The organism is Stutzerimonas stutzeri (assembly GCF_000935215.1).
In the GTDB taxonomy this organism is placed as follows: Bacteria; Pseudomonadota; Gammaproteobacteria; order Pseudomonadales; family Pseudomonadaceae; genus Stutzerimonas.
The window spans coordinates 1-19,124 of record NZ_JXXD01000071.1 but is presented as its reverse complement, the minus strand read 5'-3'; the positions used below and the strand labels follow the sequence as shown (position 1 = coordinate 19,124).

Annotated in this window: 17 protein-coding genes; 4 read left to right on the top strand and 13 right to left on the bottom strand. The window is 65.3% G+C overall.

Translation table 11 applies throughout. From position 1 onward, the window contains the following. The 13 genes from LO50_RS09010 to LO50_RS08950 all read right to left on the bottom strand — a co-directional run. The coding region (locus tag LO50_RS09010; RefSeq protein ID WP_044314772.1) for a PAS domain-containing protein at positions 1–537 on the bottom strand (537 nt) is incomplete at its 3' end. 207 nt (positions 538–744) lie between these two features. Beyond that, a complete protein-coding gene (locus tag LO50_RS09005; RefSeq protein WP_044314771.1) occupies positions 745–2,112 on the bottom strand; it encodes a TRAP transporter large permease in 1,368 nt (455 codons plus the stop codon). Positions 2,113–2,128: 16 nt separating this feature from the next. After that, positions 2,129–2,731: a TRAP transporter small permease subunit gene (locus tag LO50_RS09000; RefSeq protein WP_042922371.1), complete on the bottom strand. Its 603-nt coding sequence runs from the start codon at positions 2,729–2,731 to the stop codon at positions 2,129–2,131. Positions 2,732–2,904: 173 nt separating this feature from the next. Then, on the bottom strand, positions 2,905–3,990 hold the full coding sequence (locus LO50_RS08995; protein WP_044314770.1) for a TRAP transporter substrate-binding protein: 1,086 nt from the start codon (positions 3,988–3,990) through the stop codon (positions 2,905–2,907). A gap of 410 nt (positions 3,991–4,400) precedes the next feature. After that, positions 4,401–4,799, bottom strand: a complete 399-nt coding sequence (locus LO50_RS08990; RefSeq protein ID WP_014597531.1) for a MerR family transcriptional regulator — start codon at positions 4,797–4,799, stop codon at positions 4,401–4,403. Between the two features lie 77 nt (positions 4,800–4,876). Further along, positions 4,877–6,058 (bottom strand): acetyl-CoA C-acetyltransferase, encoded by a 1,182-nt coding sequence (locus LO50_RS08985; protein WP_044314769.1) that lies wholly within the window; start codon positions 6,056–6,058, stop codon positions 4,877–4,879. Between the two features lie 247 nt (positions 6,059–6,305). Beyond that, on the bottom strand, positions 6,306–6,935 hold the full coding sequence (locus LO50_RS08980) for a CoA transferase subunit B (RefSeq protein WP_003280093.1): 630 nt from the start codon (positions 6,933–6,935) through the stop codon (positions 6,306–6,308). Between the two features lie 4 nt (positions 6,936–6,939). Next, the gene (locus LO50_RS08975; protein WP_003294550.1) at positions 6,940–7,635 is read right to left on the bottom strand and encodes a CoA transferase subunit A; all 696 of its coding nucleotides are present in this window, start codon (positions 7,633–7,635) and stop codon (positions 6,940–6,942) included. Positions 7,636–7,721: 86 nt separating this feature from the next. Further along, the gene (locus LO50_RS08970; RefSeq protein WP_044314768.1) at positions 7,722–8,621 is read right to left on the bottom strand and encodes a hydroxymethylglutaryl-CoA lyase; all 900 of its coding nucleotides are present in this window, start codon (positions 8,619–8,621) and stop codon (positions 7,722–7,724) included. Between the two features lie 158 nt (positions 8,622–8,779). Next, entirely contained in the window at positions 8,780–10,681 is a 1,902-nt protein-coding gene (locus LO50_RS08965; protein ID WP_044314767.1) for an acetyl/propionyl/methylcrotonyl-CoA carboxylase subunit alpha, read from the bottom strand. A 364-nt stretch (positions 10,682–11,045) separates the two neighbouring features. Further along, positions 11,046–11,843 carry a gamma-carboxygeranoyl-CoA hydratase gene (locus LO50_RS08960; RefSeq protein WP_044314766.1) on the bottom strand — a complete coding sequence of 266 codons (798 nt, stop codon included), beginning with the start codon at positions 11,841–11,843 and terminating at the stop codon, positions 11,046–11,048. A gap of 57 nt (positions 11,844–11,900) precedes the next feature. Then, complete coding sequence (locus LO50_RS08955; protein WP_044314765.1) at positions 11,901–13,508, bottom strand: carboxyl transferase domain-containing protein; 1,608 nt, start codon at positions 13,506–13,508, stop codon at positions 11,901–11,903. Positions 13,509–13,622: 114 nt separating this feature from the next. Next, a complete protein-coding gene (locus LO50_RS08950) occupies positions 13,623–14,786 on the bottom strand; it encodes an isovaleryl-CoA dehydrogenase (RefSeq protein ID WP_044314764.1) in 1,164 nt (387 codons plus the stop codon). Between the two features lie 318 nt (positions 14,787–15,104). Between LO50_RS08950 and LO50_RS08945 the strand changes: the two genes are divergently transcribed. The 4 genes from LO50_RS08945 to LO50_RS08930 all read left to right on the top strand — a co-directional run. Next, positions 15,105–16,127 (top strand): UV damage endonuclease UvsE, encoded by a 1,023-nt coding sequence (locus tag LO50_RS08945; protein ID WP_044314763.1) that lies wholly within the window; start codon positions 15,105–15,107, stop codon positions 16,125–16,127. Between the two features lie 305 nt (positions 16,128–16,432). Beyond that, positions 16,433–18,115: an AMP-binding protein gene (locus tag LO50_RS08940; RefSeq protein ID WP_044314762.1), complete on the top strand. Its 1,683-nt coding sequence runs from the start codon at positions 16,433–16,435 to the stop codon at positions 18,113–18,115. Between the two features lie 57 nt (positions 18,116–18,172). Then, positions 18,173–18,778 carry a peroxidase-related enzyme gene (locus tag LO50_RS08935; RefSeq protein WP_044314761.1) on the top strand — a complete coding sequence of 202 codons (606 nt, stop codon included), beginning with the start codon at positions 18,173–18,175 and terminating at the stop codon, positions 18,776–18,778. 102 nt (positions 18,779–18,880) lie between these two features. Then, positions 18,881–19,124 (top strand): OprD family outer membrane porin (locus LO50_RS08930; protein WP_044314760.1); only part of this gene is annotated, 244 nt, incomplete at its 3' end.

Sequence of the window (19,124 nt, the reverse complement as noted above, 5' to 3'; positions counted from 1 at the left end):
CTTGATCTCGCTGGCGGCCGGGCTGTTACCGATGAAGCCGGCGATGGTGTAGCGCGCCCGGCGCGCCTTGGCCAGTTCGTTCTGGGTAGCGACCAGCTGGGTCTGCAGGCTGGTGTACTTGGACATCAGCGGTTTGAGATGGCGGGCGCGGTCGAACAGCACGAAGCCCAGCGCGCCGACCAGGGTGCCGTCCTCGTCGCGCAGCGGAATGCGCGTGACGACGAAGTGCTCGTCGCCGAAGGCCATCAGGTCGATGATGCTCGGCAGGCCGCTTTCCACCACCTCGCGCAGGCGGCTGGCCGGCAGGACTTCTTCGATTTCCTTGCCGAGCACGCTGGCCGGATCGCGAATGCCGACCTTCTCGGCGTACTTGTCGTTGATCCAGACGATGCGCGCCTGGCGGTTGACCGCGATGGTGCCCTCGCACTGCGCGTTCAGGTGGTCGAACAGCAGCGGCATGGCCACGGCGCGGAAGCGTTCCGGCGAAACGCCGACGATCAGGCCGTGGTTGTCGAGTGCGTCGCGGGCAATGCTCATGGGCAGTCAGGGTCCGTTCTGGGGCGACCGATTATGGTTGGCCCCGGCTGCCACGGGCAAGGCAGCCGGAGGACGTTGTAGACGCTGGAGAAAACGTTGCCGAGGCAGGCAAGACAAGGCAGAAGCGGCCGAAGAAGCGGAGTTTACGTGTTGTAAATGAGCATTCTGAGGCCGGTTCTAACGCAGTATTGCCAACGCAGGTAGTTTTCAGGGGCTATACACTTCGTTGGGCAGCCAGGTGGCCAGCGGGGCGAAGTAGAACACCAGCGCCAGCCCGATCAGCTGGATGACGATATAGGGCAGCACGCCGAGGTAAACATCGCGGGTGGTGATGCCTGGCGGGCAGACACCCTTGATGTAGAACAGCGCGAAGCCCACCGGTGGCGTGAGGAACGAGGTCTGCAGGCACAGCGCGAAAAGGATCGCGAACCACAGCGGATCGACGCCCATGGAAAACAGCACCGGCGCTACCAGCGGCAGGATGATCAGGGTGATCTCCACCCAGTCGAGGAAGAACCCCAGCAGGAAGGTGATCGCCAGCACCGTGAGCAGCACGCCGGTCTGGCCGAACGGCAGGCCGGTCAGCGCCGCGCGGATCACGTCGTCGCCACCCAGGCCGCGCAGCACGGCGGCGAATACCGTGGCGCCGATGAAAATGCCGAAGATGAAGGCGGCGGTGCGGCTGGTCTGGTACAGCGCATCCTTGAGCACCGGCAGGCTCAATCGGCGGCTGGCCGCAGCCATCAGCAAGGCGCCGAAGGCACCGACGGCGGAGGCCTCGGTGGTGGTGGCGATGCCAAAGAAGATCGAGCCGAGCACGGCGAAGATCAGCGCCAGCGGCGGCACCACGGCCCAGAACACGTCGAGCAGGGCACGGGCGTCGAGTTTCGGCCGGTTGGCCGGTGCCGGGGCGAAGTCCTTCTTCAGCCAGGCGGCGACCACGATGTAGAGGATGTACATCAGCGCCAGCATCATCCCCGGGATCAACGCGCCCATGAACAACTTGCCCACAGAGGCTTCCGAGGTGCCGAGGCGGTCGGCCATCAGCACCAGCATGATGCTCGGCGGAATTAGGATGCCCAGCGTGCCCACCGAGCAGGCGGTGCCCACCGCCAGGCTCTTGTTGTAATTGGCCTGCAGCATCGGCCCGATGGAGAGCATGCCGAGCAGCGCCACCGAGGCGCCGACGATGCCGGTGGAAGCGGCGAGCAGGATGCCGACCACCACCACGGTCACCGCGTAGCCGCCGCGCAGCGGACCGAGTACGCGTACCAGGCTGTGCATCAGGCGTTCGGCGATGCCGGAGCGGTCGAGCATGATGCCCATGAAGATGAACAGCGGCAGGGCGACCATCAGCTCGTTGGCGACGATGCCGTAGATGCGCGCGTCGAGCACGCCGATGGTGCCGTCCCAGGTGAACCAGAGATTGGCGTCGAAATGTTCGACCAGCACATAGCCGACCACGGCGAACAGCAGGCCGATGCCGGCCAGCGACCAGGCGACCGGGAAGCCGAGCAGCAGCAGGCCCATGAAGCTGGCGAACATGGCGATGACGAGGATTTCTTCCAGACCCATGATTGCGACTACTCCATCAGGGCTGCGAACGAGTGCGGTCGCGCTCGTCCGAGGGGGCCGTCAGGGCCCGCGGGAAATTGAACAGCAGGGTGCTGCAGCGCAACGCGCGGGACAGCAGCGCCAGCGCCACCAGAGCGAGGCCGATGGGCAGCACGCTCTTGAAGATGAAGCGATGGGGCAGCCCGCTGGGTGCCTGGGAGCGCTCGTTGTAGAGGTAGGCCTTGTAGGCGTAGGGAATCAGCGCATCGATCATCAGCGCGATCACTGGCAACGCCAGCAGCACGATGGCGACCAGCTCGATCCAGGCGCGGCTGCGCAGGCTGAAGCGTTCGCTCAGCACATCGACACGCACATGGTCGTCGCGCACTACGGCATAGGCGAGGGCAAGCATCAGCGCGGCGCCGAACAGGTGCCAGGACATTTCCTCCAGCGCGATGGAGCCACGCGAGAGGGCGAAGCGGCTGAACACATTGGCCAGCACGACCAGCAGCACCGCTAGCCAGAGCCAGGCGCTGGCTTCGCCGATGGCCACCAGCAGGCGATCCAGCGGCCGCGAGATGCGGTTGTACGGCAGCGCGTCGGGCGCTGGCGCATCGGGAGAGACGGGCTTGAAGGACACGGCGGACCTCGAAATCTCGACACAAGGGATAGGAGGCGGGCACGCTGCCGTGCCCGCGGGTTAGTGGCCTGTTTGGTAAGTCTGGTTGGTCAATTTCGGCGCCCATGGCCCCGATGCAGCGTTGCTGCTCATTGCCTCAACCCACTCACCGCACAGGCCACAGCGCGTAGCCGTCAGTCGTACTTGTAGAAGTCGCGCGGCAGGTAGCCCATGCCGTGCCAGATCGAGTGGTGCTTCATGAACTCGCGCTGGCTGGTCAGCACGCGCTTGAACATCTCGTCCTTGGCGGCCATCTCGTCGAGCACTTCATCGGTGACCTTCTGCAGTTCGCGCAGTACCGGCTCAGGCAACACCTGGGCCTTCACGCCCTGCTTCTGGTAGTCGCGCAGCGCGGTCGGCTGTGCCCACTCGCTTTCGGCGAAGCCCTTGAGGGTCGCCGACTCGCAACCCATCTCGATGAGTGCGCGGCTTTCCGGCTTGAGCTTGTCCCAGACGTCCTTGTTCACCAGCAGGTGCGAGGTGGTCAGCGTCTGGTGCCAGCCGGGCATGATGTAGTTTTTGATGATCTGGTCCAGGCCCAGCATCTTGTCCACCGCCGGCTGCGAGAACTCGGTGGCGTCGATGGTCTTGCGCTCCAGCGCCTGGTAGATCTCGCCGCCCGGCACCATGGTCACCGAGGCGCCGAGCTTTTCCAGCACCTTGCCGCCGATGCCGGCGAAGCGAATGCGCAGGCCATCGAAGTCATCCAGCTTCTCGATGGGTTTGGCGAACCAGCCGGCGCCTTCCGGGCCGATGATGCTGCACAGCATCGGGTGGATGTTGCGCTCGGCGTAGATCTCCTCGAGCAGCTTCTTGCCGTCGCCCTGGTAGTACCAGGCCAGATGCGCCGGCGGCTCCATGTTGAACGGCGCGCCGGAGTACAGCGGCAGGGCCGGGATGGTGCCCTGGTCGTAGCCGATCCAGGTGTAGCCGGCCGGGTACTTGCCGCTGCTCACCGCATCCATGATCTCGAACGGCGGCACCAGCTCGCCCGGCTCGTAGTAGCGCAGCTGGATGTCGCCGCCGGACACGGCCTTGAGCGATTCGGAGAGGTGCTTGACCGGAGTGGAGAGGCCGATCAGGTGCGAAGGGAAGGCCAACGGCACCTGCCAGCGGATCTTTTCCGCGGCGCTGGCGACGCCACTGAGCAGGCTAGCGCCGAGCAGGGTGGTCGCACCGATGGCGCAGGCGATACGGGAGAGTTTGTTCTTGGTCGACATGCAGGTTTCCTTCTTGTTGTTGTTCTGGTGCCCGAGGGCGGACGCGTAACCGCCCGTGGGTCGAGGGCGTTAACAGGCCAGAACAAGAACAGAGGCCGAGCCGATGCTGCCGATCCGGCGCCAGTCTTGTTCTTTGGTTTGTTCTGGCGTCGCGGGGTGGATTGCAGGTTCTGTGCCTATCGCTCGCGAGCGAGGAAAGGCGCGCTCTGCAGCGGCATTCGGATGATTGCAGGGCGATAGCGGTGTCCGCTGCGGCAGACACTGCTCAGGTGAACACGCGGCGGTGTCTGGAATTCTGGAACATGTCCAGCTCTATGGACGGTCGCAATGACTGACTGCTGGACAAAACGAAATCCGGCGTTGCGCGGGGCGCGACGCCGGATGAGAGGAGTAGAGCAGAGGGTGTGCGATCAGCTGGCGGCTTGCTTGGCCAGGGTGCTTTCCAGGGCGCTGCGGCAGCGCTCCTCGGCGGTGTCCAGTTCCAGCTGCATCTGCTGGATATCGAGTAGCTGCTGCTCCAGCTGCTGGCGCCGCTCGGCGATCATCTGCAGCATGATGTTCAGCTGCTTCTGGTTGCCGGCCTTGGGATCGTAGAGCTCGATCAGCGTCTTGCATTCAGCCAGCGAAAAGCCGATGCGCTTGCCGCGCAGGATCAGCTTCAGCGCGACGCGATCCTTGGGTGAATAGATGCGTTCCTGACCGCGGCGGGTCGGCGTGAGCATGCCCTGTTCTTCGTAGAAGCGGATGGCGCGAGTGGTGATATCCAGCTCATTGGCCAGGTCGGAAATACTGTAGGTCTGTTTCGCCATGATTCTTCCGATCATCCTCTGTCGCGCCTGGCGAACCGGGCGCGTGTCTGCCAGCATGCCCTGCCGCGACGGTGCGCTCAGGGGCGTTCGACTGCCAAGGCTACTCCCTGGCCACCACCGATGCACAGTGTTGCCAGGCCCTTGCGAACATCGCGGCGCTGCATCTCGTGCAGCAGCGTCACCAGGATACGGCAGCCCGAGGCGCCGATCGGGTGGCCGAGGGCGATGGCGCCGCCGTTCACGTTGACCTTATCGGCATCCCAGCCCAATTCCTTACCCACCGACAGCGCCTGAACGGCGAAGGCTTCGTTGGCTTCGATCAGGTCCAGTTCAGCCAGCGACCAGTTGGCTTTTTCCAGGCAGCGGCGAGTGGCGGAAACCGGGCCGATGCCCATGATCGCCGGGTCGACGCCGGCGTTGGCGTAACCGGCGATCTTCGCCAGCACCGGCAGGCCCAGGGCCTCGGCCTTGCTGGCGCTCATCAGCACCACCGCGGCGGCGCCGTCGTTGAGGGTCGAAGCGTTGCCGGCGGTGACGCTGCCGTCCTTCTTGAAGGCCGCACGCAAGCCGCCAAGGGAGTCGGCCGTGGTGCCGGCGCGGGGCTGCTCGTCACGGGCGAAGGCGAGCGGCTCGCCCTTGCGCTGGGGAATCATGACCGGGGTGATCTCGGCATCGAAGCGGCCGCTCTCGATGGCGGCGGCGGCACGCTGCTGCGACTGCGCGGCGAAGGCGTCCTGCTGGGCGCGGTCGATGCCGTACTTGTCGGCGAGGTTCTCTGCGGTGATGCCCATGTGGTAGTCGTTGAAGGCGTCCCACAGGCCGTCGGTGATCATGCTGTCGACCATCTGTGCGTGGCCCATGCGCAGGCCGGTGCGCGCGCCGGGCATGACGTAGGGCGCCAGGCTCATGTTCTCCATACCGCCAGCGATGACCACGTCGGCGTCGCCGCAGCGGATCGCCTGCACGGCCAGGTGCACGGCCTTGAGGCCCGAGCCGCAGACCTTGTTCAGTGTCATGGCCGGTACCGCGTGCGGCAGGCCGGCCTTGATCGAGGCCTGGCGCGCGGTGTTCTGACCGGCGCCGGCGGTGAGCACATGACCGAGGATGACTTCATCGACCTGGGCCGGGTCGATGCCGGTTTTTTCCAGCAGCGCGCGGATCACGGTGGCGCCGAGTTCGACCGCCGGCACATTGGCCAGCGCGCCCTGGAAACTGCCGATGGCGGTGCGGGTTGCAGCTACGATGACGACGTCTTGCATGACGGACTCCGAATTAAAAGGCGCTACGCTGGGGCGTAACGCGAGGGCCAGGCGCGCGGCCTGACTCCGGGAAAGGGTGCCCTCGAACGACACAGGAGAAGCGGCCTCGCAGGCCGGCCAATGCCGCAGTATACGGGCGCCTAAGTGACTGGCCAGTGCTGGCGGGCAGCCGGCTTGAGGGCGTTCGGGGCAGGCGGGAAGACGCGGCGGGGAAGGGATGCTCCGGCGTCCTTCCCGCACCCAGGTTTCAGCGCTGGATCGGGCTGCCGGTCGCCTCTTGCAGCTCATCGAAGCTGACGCCTTCGGCCAGCTCAACCAGCTTCAGGCCCTGCTCGGTGACGTCCAGTACGCCGAGGTCGGTGATGATCCGGTCGACCACGCCGAGGCCGGTCAGTGGCAGGTCGCAGGCCGGCAGGATCTTGTGCGCGCCGCCCTTGGCGGTGTGCTCCATCAGCACCACGACGCGCTTGACGCCTGCCACCAGATCCATCGCGCCGCCCATGCCCTTGACCATCTTGCCGGGGATCATCCAGTTGGCCAGGTCGCCCTTTTCCGACACCTGCATGGCGCCGAGGATGGCCAGGTTGATGTGACCGCCGCGGATCATCGCGAAGCTCTGCGCGTTGTCGAAGAAGCTCGAGCCGGGCAGGGCGGTGACGGTCTGCTTGCCGGCGTTGATCAGGTCCGGGTCGATCTCTTCCTCGGTCGGGAAGGGGCCGATGCCGAGCAGGCCGTTCTCGCTCTGCAGCCAGACGTCCATGCCTTCCGGGATGTAGTTGGCGACCAGGGTAGGCAGGCCGATACCGAGGTTGACGTAGAAGCCGTCCTGCAGCTCCTGGGCGGCGCGTTGCGCCATCTGTTCACGTGTCCAGGCCATGGTCTCAGCTCCTCACCGTGCGTTTTTCGATGCGTTTTTCCGGGTTCGGGTTGTGCACGATGCGATGCACGTAGATACCCGGCAGGTGAATCTGGTCCGGGTCCAGCTCGCCGGTCTCGACGATCTCCTCCACCTCGACGACGCAGACCTCGCCGGCCATCGCTGCCAGCGGGTTGAAGTTGCGCGCGGTCTTGCGAAACAGCAGGTTGCCGGCCTTGTCGGCCTTCCACGCCTTGACCAGGGCCAGGTCGGCGGTGAGGGATTCCTCCATCACGTACCACTCGCCGTTGAACTGGCGGGTTTCCTTGCCTTCGGCCACCAGCGTGCCGTAGCCGGTCTTGGTGTAGAACGCCGGAATGCCCGCGCCGCCGGCACGCAGCTTCTCGGCCAGAGTGCCTTGCGGGGTGAATTCCAGGGCCAGTTCGCCGGCCAGGTACTGGCGCTCGAACTCCTTGTTCTCACCCACGTAGGAGGAAACCATCTTGCTGATCTGCCGCGTCTCCAACAGCAGGCCGAGACCGAAGCCGTCGACGCCGGCATTGTTGCTGATGGCAGTCAGGTCCTTCTTGCCGCTGTCGCGCAGGGCGGCGATCAGCTGCTCGGGGATGCCGCACAGGCCGAAGCCGCCGACGGCGATGGTCATGCCGTCCTCGACCAGGCCTTCCAGAGCGTGGGCGGCGCTGGGGTAAATCTTGTTCATGAATTACCTCTACTTGTTGTTCTATCTGTGCCGGGTGGTCCGATAGATGGCCGCCCGACGAATAGGGTTTAGCAAAATCGGTGCCGCTAACCGGCCTGCCTGGCGCGGGCGACCCGCGAACCATTGGCACGCCCCAGCAGCTGGCTGATGCGCTGGCCGGCGCCGATCAACGCATCGAGGTCGATGCCGGTGGCTATGTCCAGCCCGTTGAACATGTACAGCACGTCTTCGCTGGCGACATTGCCGCTGGCGCCTTTGGCGTACGGGCAACCCCCGAGGCCGGCGACCGAGCTGTCGAACACGGCGATGCCTTCCAGAAGGCTGGCATAGATATTCGCCAGCGCCTGGCCGTAGGTGTCGTGGAAATGCCCGGCCAACCGCTCGCGCGGCACCTCACGGGCCACGGTATCGAACAAGGTGCGGGTCTTGCCCGGCGTGCCGGTACCGATGGTGTCGCCAAGGGAAACCTCGTAGCAGCCCATGGCATACAGCTCGCGGGCCACTTCGGCGACCTTGGCTGGCGATACCTCACCCTCGTAAGGGCAGCCGAGCACGCAGGAAACGTAGCCACGCACGCGAATGTCGTGTTCGCGGGCAGCCTCCATCAAAGGCGCGAAGCGTGCCAGGCTCTCGGCGATGGAGCAGTTGATGTTCTTCTGCGAGAAAGCTTCGGAGGCCGCACCGAACACCGCGACCTCTTTCACGCCAGCTTCGATGGCCGCCTCCAGGCCCTTCATGTTCGGCGTCAGCGCCGCGTAGGTGACACCGGCTTTGCGCTGGATTTGCGCGAAGACCTCGGCGGAGCCCGCCATCTGCGGCACCCATTTGGGTGAGACGAAGCTGCCGACTTCGATGTAGCTGAGGCCAGCGGCGCTCAGGTCGTCCACCAGGCGCACCTTGTCCGCCACGCTAATGGGCTGCTGCTCGTTCTGCAGACCGTCACGCGGGCCGACTTCCACCAGCCGGACCTGTTTGGGCAGGCTCATATGTCCTCCTGGGGTGAGCGCGATTGGCGGGCTCACCGGTCTATGTGTGTCAGCCGAGGCGTCCGGCTACCGGTGGAAAAGCCTGCGGCGTTTTCCACCCTACTGGTTGCGGGGGACGTAGGTGAACAACGGCGAAGCCTTGCTCACCATGGCGACCGTCACGCCTCTTCCATCTCCAGCAGCACCGCGCCTTCGCTGACCATTTCGCCTTCGCTGCAGAACAGGCTCTTGACCACGCCTGCCTGGGCGCTGCGGATGCTGTGTTCCATCTTCATCGCTTCCAGCACGATCAGTGCGGTGCCGGCTTCGACATGCTGGCCGGCTTCCACCAGCACGCGGACGATGCTGCCGTTCATCGGTGCGGTCAGACCGCCGTGGTGCTGGTGGCTGGCCTCGGCTTCGGCGATGGGGTCGAAGGTAGTCACCGCGAGCCATTCGCCGTTCCACTGCAGATACAGCCGGTTGCCCTGGCGAATCGCCTTGGGTGTACGGACGTTCGACTGCGGTACGGTGGCGTCGACCCGCAGCCGGCGGCTTTCGCCATTGCACTGCAGATGCAGGCTGATCTGCGCCGGCATGCCGAAACGCAGCCCGCTGCGCTTGGACCACGGCGAATGGGCATCGTCGCCGCGTACCTTGGTCGGTTCGGTCTGCACGAAGCACTCCGCAGCCTGCTGCCAGAAGGCATCAGATAGCTCGCCAGCCGGACGCAGCAGTTCGCTTTCGTGACGCGGGATAAAGCCGGTATCCAGCTCGGCCTCGGCGAAGGCGCGGTGGCCGACGACGCGGCGCAGGAACGCGAGGTTGGTGCGCACGCCGCCGACGGCGGTCTCGTCGAGCATGGCCAGCAGGCGCAGGCGCGCTTCCTCGCGGTTCTCGCCCCAGGCGATCAGCTTGCCGAGCATCGGGTCGTAGAACGGCGACACCGTATCGCCCTCGGCAACGCCGCTGTCGACGCGACGGCCCGGGCCATCCGCCGCTTCACGGTAGAGATCGAGGGTGCCGGTGGCGGGGAGGAAATCGTTGTCCGGATCCTCGGCGTACAGCCGTACCTCGATGGCATGGCCGATCAGCGGCACCTGTTCCTGACGAATCGGTAGCGGCTGGCCGCGGGCGACGCGAATCTGCCAGGCGACCAGATCGAGGCCGGTAATGGCCTCGGTGACCGGGTGCTCGACCTGCAGACGAGTGTTCATTTCCATGAAGAAGAATTCGCCACGGGCGTCGAGCAGGAATTCCACCGTGCCGGCACCGACGTAGCCGATGGCCTGGGCGGCCTTTACCGCAGCTTCGCCCATGGCGCGGCGCAGCTCGGGGGAGAGGCCTGGCGCTGGCGCCTCTTCAACCACTTTCTGATGGCGGCGCTGGATCGAGCAGTCGCGTTCGTTCAGGTACAGGCAGTTGCCGTGCTGGTCGGCGAAGACCTGGATTTCCACATGGCGCGGTTTGAGCACGTATTTTTCCACCAGCATGCGCGAGTCGCCGAACGACGACTGCGCCTCGCGCTGGGCGGACGCCAGCGCCTCGGCCAGGTCCGCCTCGCGCTCGACCACCTTCATGCCCTTGCCGCCACCACCGGCGGTGGCCTTGAGCAGCACCGGGTAACCGATCTTTTCCGCGGCGGCACGGAAGGTCTCCACGTCCTGCGCCTCGCCGTGGTAGCCCGGTACCAGCGGCACGCCGGCTTCTTCCATCAGCGCCTTGGCGGCGGACTTGCTGCCCATGGCGTCGATGGCCGAAGCGGGCGGGCCGAGGAAGATCAACCCGGCCTGTTCGATGGCGCGGGCGAACTCGGCGTTCTCCGAGAGAAAGCCGTAGCCCGGGTGGATCGCCTGGGCGCCGCTGGCCTTGGCCGCCTCGATCAGCTTGTCGATGCGCAGGTAGCTGTCGGCCGGCTTGGCGCCGCCGAGGTCGATGCAGATGTCAGCTTCGCGGGCGTGGCGCGCCGTGGCGTCGATGGCGCTGTGCACGGCAACGGTGGTCAGGCCCATGGCCTTGGCGGTGCGCATCACGCGGCAGGCGATCTCGCCGCGGTTGGCAACCAGGAGGGTGGTAATCATTGTTGTGGCTCCTGCGTGGCCTTCAGTGGGTTTCCCCTCACCCTAGCCCTCTCCCCTGAGGGGCGAGGGGATGACGGAGTGAGGCGGAGGAATGATGTGGTTTGGTTGTCGGCGGCTTGCCGGATGGAGGCAGCAGGCCGAGCGTCGTGGCGGTGGCCGCGTGGTGCGCTTTGGTTTTTTGGCTGCAACTGCATCGCGCTCCAGACCCCGCACGGCCAAACCCCCTCGCCCCCTGAGGGAGAGGGCTGGGGTGAGGGGGCGATGCCAAGGGCCGACACAGCCGCCCGACCACCACACAACGCAACCCTCTCACTGCGCGTACGCGACAACGTATACGAGCGGGCACCCCACAGAAGCCCAGTCATCACGCGCGCTCCTGCCAGGCGGGCGTGCGTTTTTCCAGAAAGGCGCTCAGGCCTTCCTGACCTTCCGGGCTGGTGCGCAGGCGCGCAATGGCCTGTTCGGTGGTCTGGCGCAGGTCGGCGCTGAAATCGCCATCGCCCACTTCCAGCAGCAGGTCCTTGCAGGCCTTGAGTGCCTGCGGGCTGTTGAGCAGCAGGTTGTCGACCCACTGCTCGAGCGCGGCGTCCAGTTCACTGGCCGGGTAGGTCTCGGCGAGCAGGCCGAGTTCGCGGGCACGCTTACCGTCGAAGCGTTCGGCGGTCAGCGCGTAGCGGCGGGTGGCGCGCTCGCCGATGGCCTTGACCACGAACGGGCTGATCACCGCCGGGGCCAGGCCGATGCGTACTTCCGACAGGCAGAACAGCGCGTCGCTGGCGCCGATGGCCATGTCGCAGCAGGCGATCAGCCCCAGCGCGCCGCCGAAGGCCGCGCCCTGCACCACGGCCAGGGTCGGCTGCGGCAGCTGGTAGAGGCGTTGCATCAGCTCGCCGAGTTCGTGAGCGTCGGCGAGATTGGCCTGGTAGTCGAGTTTGGCCGACTCGCGCATCCAGCCGAGATCGGCGCCGGCGGAGAAGTGCTTGCCGCGCCCGCGCAGGATCAGGAAGCGGATGCTGGCATCGTCCTGCACCTGGGCCAGCGCCGCGTTCAGTTCGCCGATCACCCGGGCGTCGAAGGCGTTGTTCTTGTCCGCGCGGTTAAGCCAGAGGGTGGCCACGCCACGCGCGTTTTTGTTCAGTTCGATGGTCTGGAAATCGGTCATCTCGGCATCCTCGATGGGACTGCAGTCGCCGGCGCGCTTGGCTGCCGACGGCTCGGATTACATGCGGAACACGCCGAAGCGGGTCGGCTCGATCGGCGCATTCAGCGCGGCGGACAACGCCAGCCCCAGCACCTTGCGGGTCTGCGCCGGGTCGATCACGCCGTCGTCCCACAGTCGCGCGCTGGAGTAATAGGGATGCCCCTGGCGCTCGTACTGCTCGAGGATCGGCTGCTTGATCGCGGCCACCTCGTCGTCGCCGAGACTCTTGCCGGCGCGTTCGCTTTGCTCCTGCTTGACCTGGGCGAGTACCCCGGCGGCCTGCTCGCCGCCCATCACGGCGATGCGCGCGTTGGGCCACATCCAGAGGAAGCGCGGGTCGTAAGCGCGGCCGCACATGCCGTAGTTGCCGGCACCGAAGCTGCCACCGATGAGCACGGTGAACTTCGGCACCTGGGCGCAGGCCACCGCGGTAACCAGCTTGGCGCCGTGCTTGGCGATGCCGCCGGCCTCGTATTTCTGCCCGACCATGAAACCGGTGATGTTCTGCAGGAACAGCAGCGGAATGCCGCGCTGGCAGGCCAGTTCGATGAAGTGCGCGCCTTTCTGCGCCGCCTCGGCGAAGAGGATGCCGTTGTTGGCGAGGATGGCGATCGGGTAGCCGTGCAAGTGGGCGAAACCGCAGACCAGCGTGGTGCCGAACAGCGCCTTGAATTCATCGAACTCGCTGCCGTCCACCAGCCGTGCGATCACTTCGCGCACGTCATAGGGCTGCTTGGCCTGCGCCGGAATTACGCCGTACAGCTCGTCGGCGGCATACAGCGGTGCGCGCGGTTCGCGGGTCTGCAGCTGGCCGAGCTTGCGCCAGTTGAGGTTGGCCACGCAGCGGCGGGCGATGGAAAGCGCGTGTTCGTCGTTCTCCGCGTAGTGGTCGGCAACGCCGCTGGTCTTGCAGTGCACGTCGGCCCCGCCCAGTTCCTTGGCAGTCACCACCTCACCGGTGGCGGCTTTTACCAGCGGCGGGCCGGCGAGAAAGATGGTCGCCTGGTTGCGCACCATGATGGTTTCGTCAGCCATCGCCGGCACATAGGCGCCACCGGCGGTGCAGGAGCCCATGACCACGGCGATCTGCGGAATGCCCATGGCGCTCATGTTGGCCTGGTTGAAGAAGATGCGGCCGAAGTGCTCGCGATCCGGGAACACCTCGTCCTGGCGCGGCAGGTTGGCGCCGCCGGAGTCCACCAGATAGATGCAGGGCAGGCGGTTCTCGCGGGCGACAGTCTGCGCGCGCAGGTGTTTCTTCACCGTCAGCGGGTAGTAGGTGCCGCCTTTCACGGTGGCGTCGTTGGCGATGATCATGCACTCGATGCCTTCGACGCGGCCAATACCGGCGACCACGCCGGCGGCGGCGACGTCTTCGCCGTAGACCTCATGGGCGGCCAGCGGGGCGAGTTCGAGAAAGGCCGAACCGGCGTCGAGCAGGGTATCGATGCGCTCGCGCACCAAGAGCTTGCCGCGCGAGACATGGCGCTGCTGGGCGGTGGCGCCGCCGCCTTCGCTGACGCGGCCGAGCAGGGCGCGCAGGTTGTTCACCTGTTCAAGCATCGCTGCGCTGTTGGCGGCGAACTCCGGCGAACGGGTATTGATCTGGGTGTGCAGGATGGCCATGGTTGGCTCCGTTCAATTCCATCATGGATGGCATTGCCATCCACCGACTGCGGTGGAAAACGCTTCGCGGTTTTCCACCCTACGAGGCTGGGGGCGTTCTTTTTGCCTGCAGGCTCACCTGGATTCGTTGAACAGCTCGCGGCCGATCAGCATACGGCGGATCTCGCTGGTGCCCGCGCCGATCTCGTAGAGCTTGGCGTCGCGCAGCAGGCGGCCGGTGGGAAATTCGTTGATGTAGCCGTTGCCGCCGAGGATCTGGATCGCCTGCAGGGCCATCTGCGTGGCATTTTCGGCGGTATAGAGGATCACCCCGGCGGCGTCCTTGCGGGTGGTCTCGCCGCGGTCGCAGGCCTGGGCGACGGCATACAGATAGGCGCGGCTGGCGTTGAGCTGGGTGTACATGTCCGCCACCTTGCCCTGGATGAACTGGAACTCGCCGATGCTCTGGCCGAACTGCTTGCGGTCGTGGATATAGGGCACCACCACATCGAGGCAGGCCTGCATGATCCCGGTCGGGCCGCCGGCCAGCACCACGCGTTCGTAGTCCAGGCCGCTCATCAGCACCTTGACGCCACCGTTCTCGGCGCCCAGCACGTTCTCTTGCGGCACCTCGACGTCATCGAAGAACAGCTCGCAGGTGTTGGAGCCGCGCATGCCGAGCTTGTCGAACTTGTTGCCGCGGGAGAAGCCCTTCCAGTCGCGCTCGACGATGAATGCGGTGATGCCATGGGCGCCCTTGTCCAGGTCGGTCTTGGCGTAGATCACGTAGGTGTTGGCGTCCGGGCCGTTGGTGATCCAGGTCTTGCTGCCGTTGAGCACGTAGCGGTCGCCGCGCTTTTCGGCGCGCAGCTTCATGGAGACCACGTCGGAGCCGGCATTCGGCTCGCTCATGGCCAGCGCGCCGACGTGTTCGCCGCTGATCAGCTTGGCCAGGTAGCGGGCCTTCTGCTCGGGGTTGCCGTTGCGGTTTATCTGGTTGACGCACAGGTTGGAGTGGGCGCCGTAGGAGAGGGCGACCGAGGCCGAGCCGCGGCTGATTTCTTCCATCGCCACCACGTGGGCCAGGTAGCCGAGGCCGGCGCCGCCGTACTCCTCGGAGACGGTCACGCCGAGCAGGCCCATCTCGCCGAATTTTCTCCACATGTCCGCCGGGAACAGGTTTTCCTGATCGATGGCTTCGGCGCGCGGGGCAATCTCGGCGGCGACGAAGGCCTGGACCTGCTCGCGCAGCATGTCGATGGTTTCACCGAGGGCGAAATTGAGGCTGGAGTAGTTCATAGGGGCCACCTGCTTGTCTTGTAATTGTTCTGTTTTCAGAGGATTCGTTCGTCGGCGGAGTGCAGGCCGGCGCTCTGGTAGCGGTCTGACGTCATCGGTATGGATGATCGTTCGCTGCTTTACGTTAACGTAAAGGTCCGCTGCGGGTCTGTCAACACACCGCCAAGTCGGCATGCTGCAAGCATAGGCCCGTCAAGGTGCGGCCGTCGGTTGGTGGCGCGCGGTGGTGTTTCGTCGGTGGAGGGGCACTCGGCGCGAGCCCGGCGGGACTAAACAGGCAGTGGCCGCAACGCCGGCCTGCCACGACGAGAAAACTCCATGCCCCGCATCGGCTTCGCCTGCATGTATCGCCACCCGCAACAGAGCCTCTCGCTGAAGGAGCTGGAGCGCATCGAGCGCACCTTCAATCCGCGCAGCACCACGCTGCGCTGGATGGCCTCGGTCGGTCGCGCCGCGGCCGAGGCGAGGCTGGAGGAGATCGTCGAGCACAACCTGAATGCCCAGCGGGTGTTGCTCGAATACGTCGCCACGTTGCCGCCGATGCTGCGCATGTTGCGCCTGTCCAGCGACTTGCTGCCGTTCTACAGCCATGCCGAGATCGCGCCGTTCTACCGTCGCGCCGAGATACGGAACCGCCTCGAGGCTGGCTTCGCCGCGATCGGCGAACTGGCACGGGCCAACGAAATCCGCCTGTCGATGCATCCCGGCCAGTACTGCGTGCTGGGATCGGACAAGCCGCAGGTGGTGGAAAACAGCCTGGCGGAATTCGAATACCACGCCGACATGATCCGCATGATGGGTTACGGCCGGCGCTTCCAGGACTTCAAATGCAACCTGCATATCGCCGGGCGGCTCGGCGCCGAGGGGGTGCGTGCCGTGTGGCCGCGCCTGTCGACCGAGGCGCGCCACTGCATCACCTTCGAGAACGACGAAAAGACCTATGGCCTGGACGACTGCCTGAGCCTCGCGGACCTCGCGCCGGTGGTGCTGGATATCCATCACTGCTGGATTCACGAGGGCCGCTACATCGAGCCGGACGACCCGCGTATCGAGCGCGTTCTGGAAAGCTGGCGCGGTGTGCGGCCGACCATGCACTACTCGCAGCCGCAGGAGAGCCTGATGGAGCTAGGCTTCGCGCCGGAGCAGAAGCTGGAACTCCCCGAGTTGCTGGAGCAGGTCAACAAGCGCGACCTCTATGCGCATAGCAAACGCATGTGGAACCACTGGACGAATCGCTATGCGTTTCAGTTTCTCGATCGCTTCGACATCATGCTCGAAGCCAAGGACAAGAACCTCGCCGCGCTGGACTTCCATCACGAGTACCAGCGTGGAGGCGCCTGACGAGGCGTCTTCGGCAGACGCATGCGCGGCATCGTTGCTGAGGCTCTGGCGCAACCGTTTTGCGCCGCTCAGGCATGCCTTCCGACACGTCGTGTCAGCGCCGATCTGGCCGCGGCTGACCCTGCTATTCGTCACCAGATAATGGCCATTTGACTGCTCAAGTTCCCCGACTTTCGCCTACCCTGCGACATATTGTCAGCTAGTTACCTTTACGTTAACGTAATCGTGGCCTAGGGTGACTGTCAGCAGCGCCAGCACCCTTGCGAGCACGCCTCATAACAAACATAAGACTGAGGAAAATCGTCATGAGTCTTCCGAGCTATACCTGCGGACCGCAGAGCAAACCCCTGTTGCCCATGACCATCGGCGCGGCATTCGACCGTACCGTGGAGCGCTTTCCCCAGCGCGAGGCCCTGGTGGTGCGCCATCAGCAGCTGCGTTACACCTGGGCGGAACTGGCGGAGGCGGTGGACCGTTGCGCGCGTGGCCTGCTGGCCCTCGGACTGCAAGCTGGCGAACGAGTGGGCATCTGGTCACCGAACAATGCCCAGTGGTGCATCACCCAGTTCGCCACGGCGAAGATCGGCGTGGTGCTGGTCAACATCAATCCCGCCTACCGCCTCAGCGAGCTTGAGTACGCCTTGAAGCAGTCCGGCTGCCGCTGGCTGATCTGCGCCGATGCCTTCAAGACGTCCGATTACCACGCCATGCTCCACGAGCTGCTGCCGGAGCTGGAAAGCGCCGCCGTCGGGGCCCTGCAGAGCCATATGCTGCCCGAGCTGCGCGGTGTGATCAGCCTGTGCGACAAGCCGGTGGACGGCATGCTGCAGTGGCAGGCGCTGATGGAGATGGCCGAGCAGGTCGGCCCCGAGCAGTTGCGCCAGTGCGGCGAGCGCCTGCAGTTCGACGACCCCATCAACATCCAGTACACCTCCGGCACCACGGGCTTCCCCAAGGGCGCCACGCTCAGCCACTACAACATCCTCAACAACGGCTACATGGTCGGTGAGAGCCTCAGGCTGACCGAGCACGACCGCCTGGTGATTCCGGTGCCGCTGTACCACTGCTTCGGCATGGTCATGGGCAATCTCGGCTGTGTCACCCACGGCACCACGATGATCTACCCGAGCGCCGCCTTCGAACCGCTGGCGGCACTGCAGGCCGCGGCCGAGGAAAAGGCTACCGGCATGTACGGCGTGCCGACCATGTTCATCGCCATGCTCGATCACCCGGAGCGCCAGTCGCTGGACCTCAGCAGCCTGCGCACCGGCATCATGGCCGGCTCCACCTGCCCGATCGAGGTGATGAAGCGCGTCATCGACGACATGCACCTGGCGGAAATGCAGATCGCCTACGGCATGACCGAAACCAGCCCGGTCTCCACCCAGACCAGCGCCGACGACGACCTGGAACGTCGCGTGACCAGCGTCGGCCGCACCCAGCCGCATCTGGAAAGCAAGATTGTCGACGAGCACGGCGCGGTGGTGCCGCGCGGGCAGATTGGCGAACTCTGCACCCGAGGCTACAGCGTGATGCTCGGCTACTGGAACAACCCGGACGCCACCCGCGATGCCATCGACGGCGCCCGCTGGATGCACACAGGTGACCTCGCGGTAATGGACGATGAGGGTTACATCAAGATCGTCGGCCGCAACAAGGACATGATCATCCGCGGCGGCGAGAACGTTTACCCGCGCGAGATCGAGGAATTTCTCTTCACCCATCCGGCGGTGGCCGACGTGCAGGTGATCGGCGTGCCGGATAGCAAGTTCGGCGAGGAGATCGTCGCCTGGGTAAAGCTGCACCCGGGCCATCAGGTCGAGGCCGAGGCGCTGCGCGAGTTTTGCAAGGGCCGCATTGCCCACTTCAAGAGGCCGCGGCACATCCGGTTCGTCGACGATTTCCCGATGACCATCAGCGGCAAGGTGCAGAAGTTCCGCATGCGCGAAATCAGCGTGGTCGAGCTGGGCATCAGCGAACAGCACTGACCGGCACCGGCCGGGTTCGCCCGGCCGGCAATTCGCTCATCCGAAAAGGAGCTTTCCATGGCGCTGCCTACTACTCAGTCGATCAGCCGTTTTCCGCTGTCCGATAGCCTCGACACGCTGCCCGCCGACCTGCGCGAACGGATTCTCGCCGTGCAGGAAAAGGCCGGTTTCATCCCCAACGTGTTTCTCATGCTGGCTCATCGGCCGGCGGAGTTTCGCGCCTTCTTCGCCTATCACGATGCGCTGATGGAGCGCGAAGCCGACAGCCTGACCCAGGCCGAGAAGGAGATGATCGTGGTGGCGGTCAGCGCCGACCACGGCTGCCTGTATTGCGTGGTCGCCCATGGCGCGATCCTGCGGATCCTCGCCAAGGACGTGCAGCTGGCCGACCAGATCGCCGTCAACTACCGCACCGCGCCGATCTCCGAACGCCAGCGCACGATGCTCGACTTCGCCCTGCACCTGGCCGCCGGGCGCGGCGTGCTGGACGACGCCTGGCAAGCGCGGCTGGAGGCCCAGGGTTTCAGCCTCGACGACATCTGGGACATCGGCGCCATCGCCGGGCTGTTCGGCCTCTCCAACCGCCTGGTGTCCATGGCGCGCACCCCGCCCAACGACGAGTTCTATCTGCTGGGCCGCGTGCCCAGAAGCACCGCGCGCTGAGCGCGACACCGCTTTACCGCATGAAGTGGTAATCCGAGCCCGGGCAGTTGGCAGTCGGGCTCAACAGCTGCATCAACGATCACAACAACAAGAGAGATAGCTATGCAACTGAAACCAGCAAGCCGGACCTTCCTGCTTTCCAGCCTGGCTGCAGCCATCCTGGGCATGTCCAACACGGCTTCGGCCGCCTTCATCGAAGACAGCAAGGCCAGCATCGACCTGCGCAACTTCTACATGAACCGCGACTTCCGTTCGGGGGACGGCCAGTCCAAGGCCGAGGAGTGGGCCCAGGGCTTCATCCTGAAAATGGAGACCGGCTACACCGAAGGGCCGGTCGGCTTCGGCC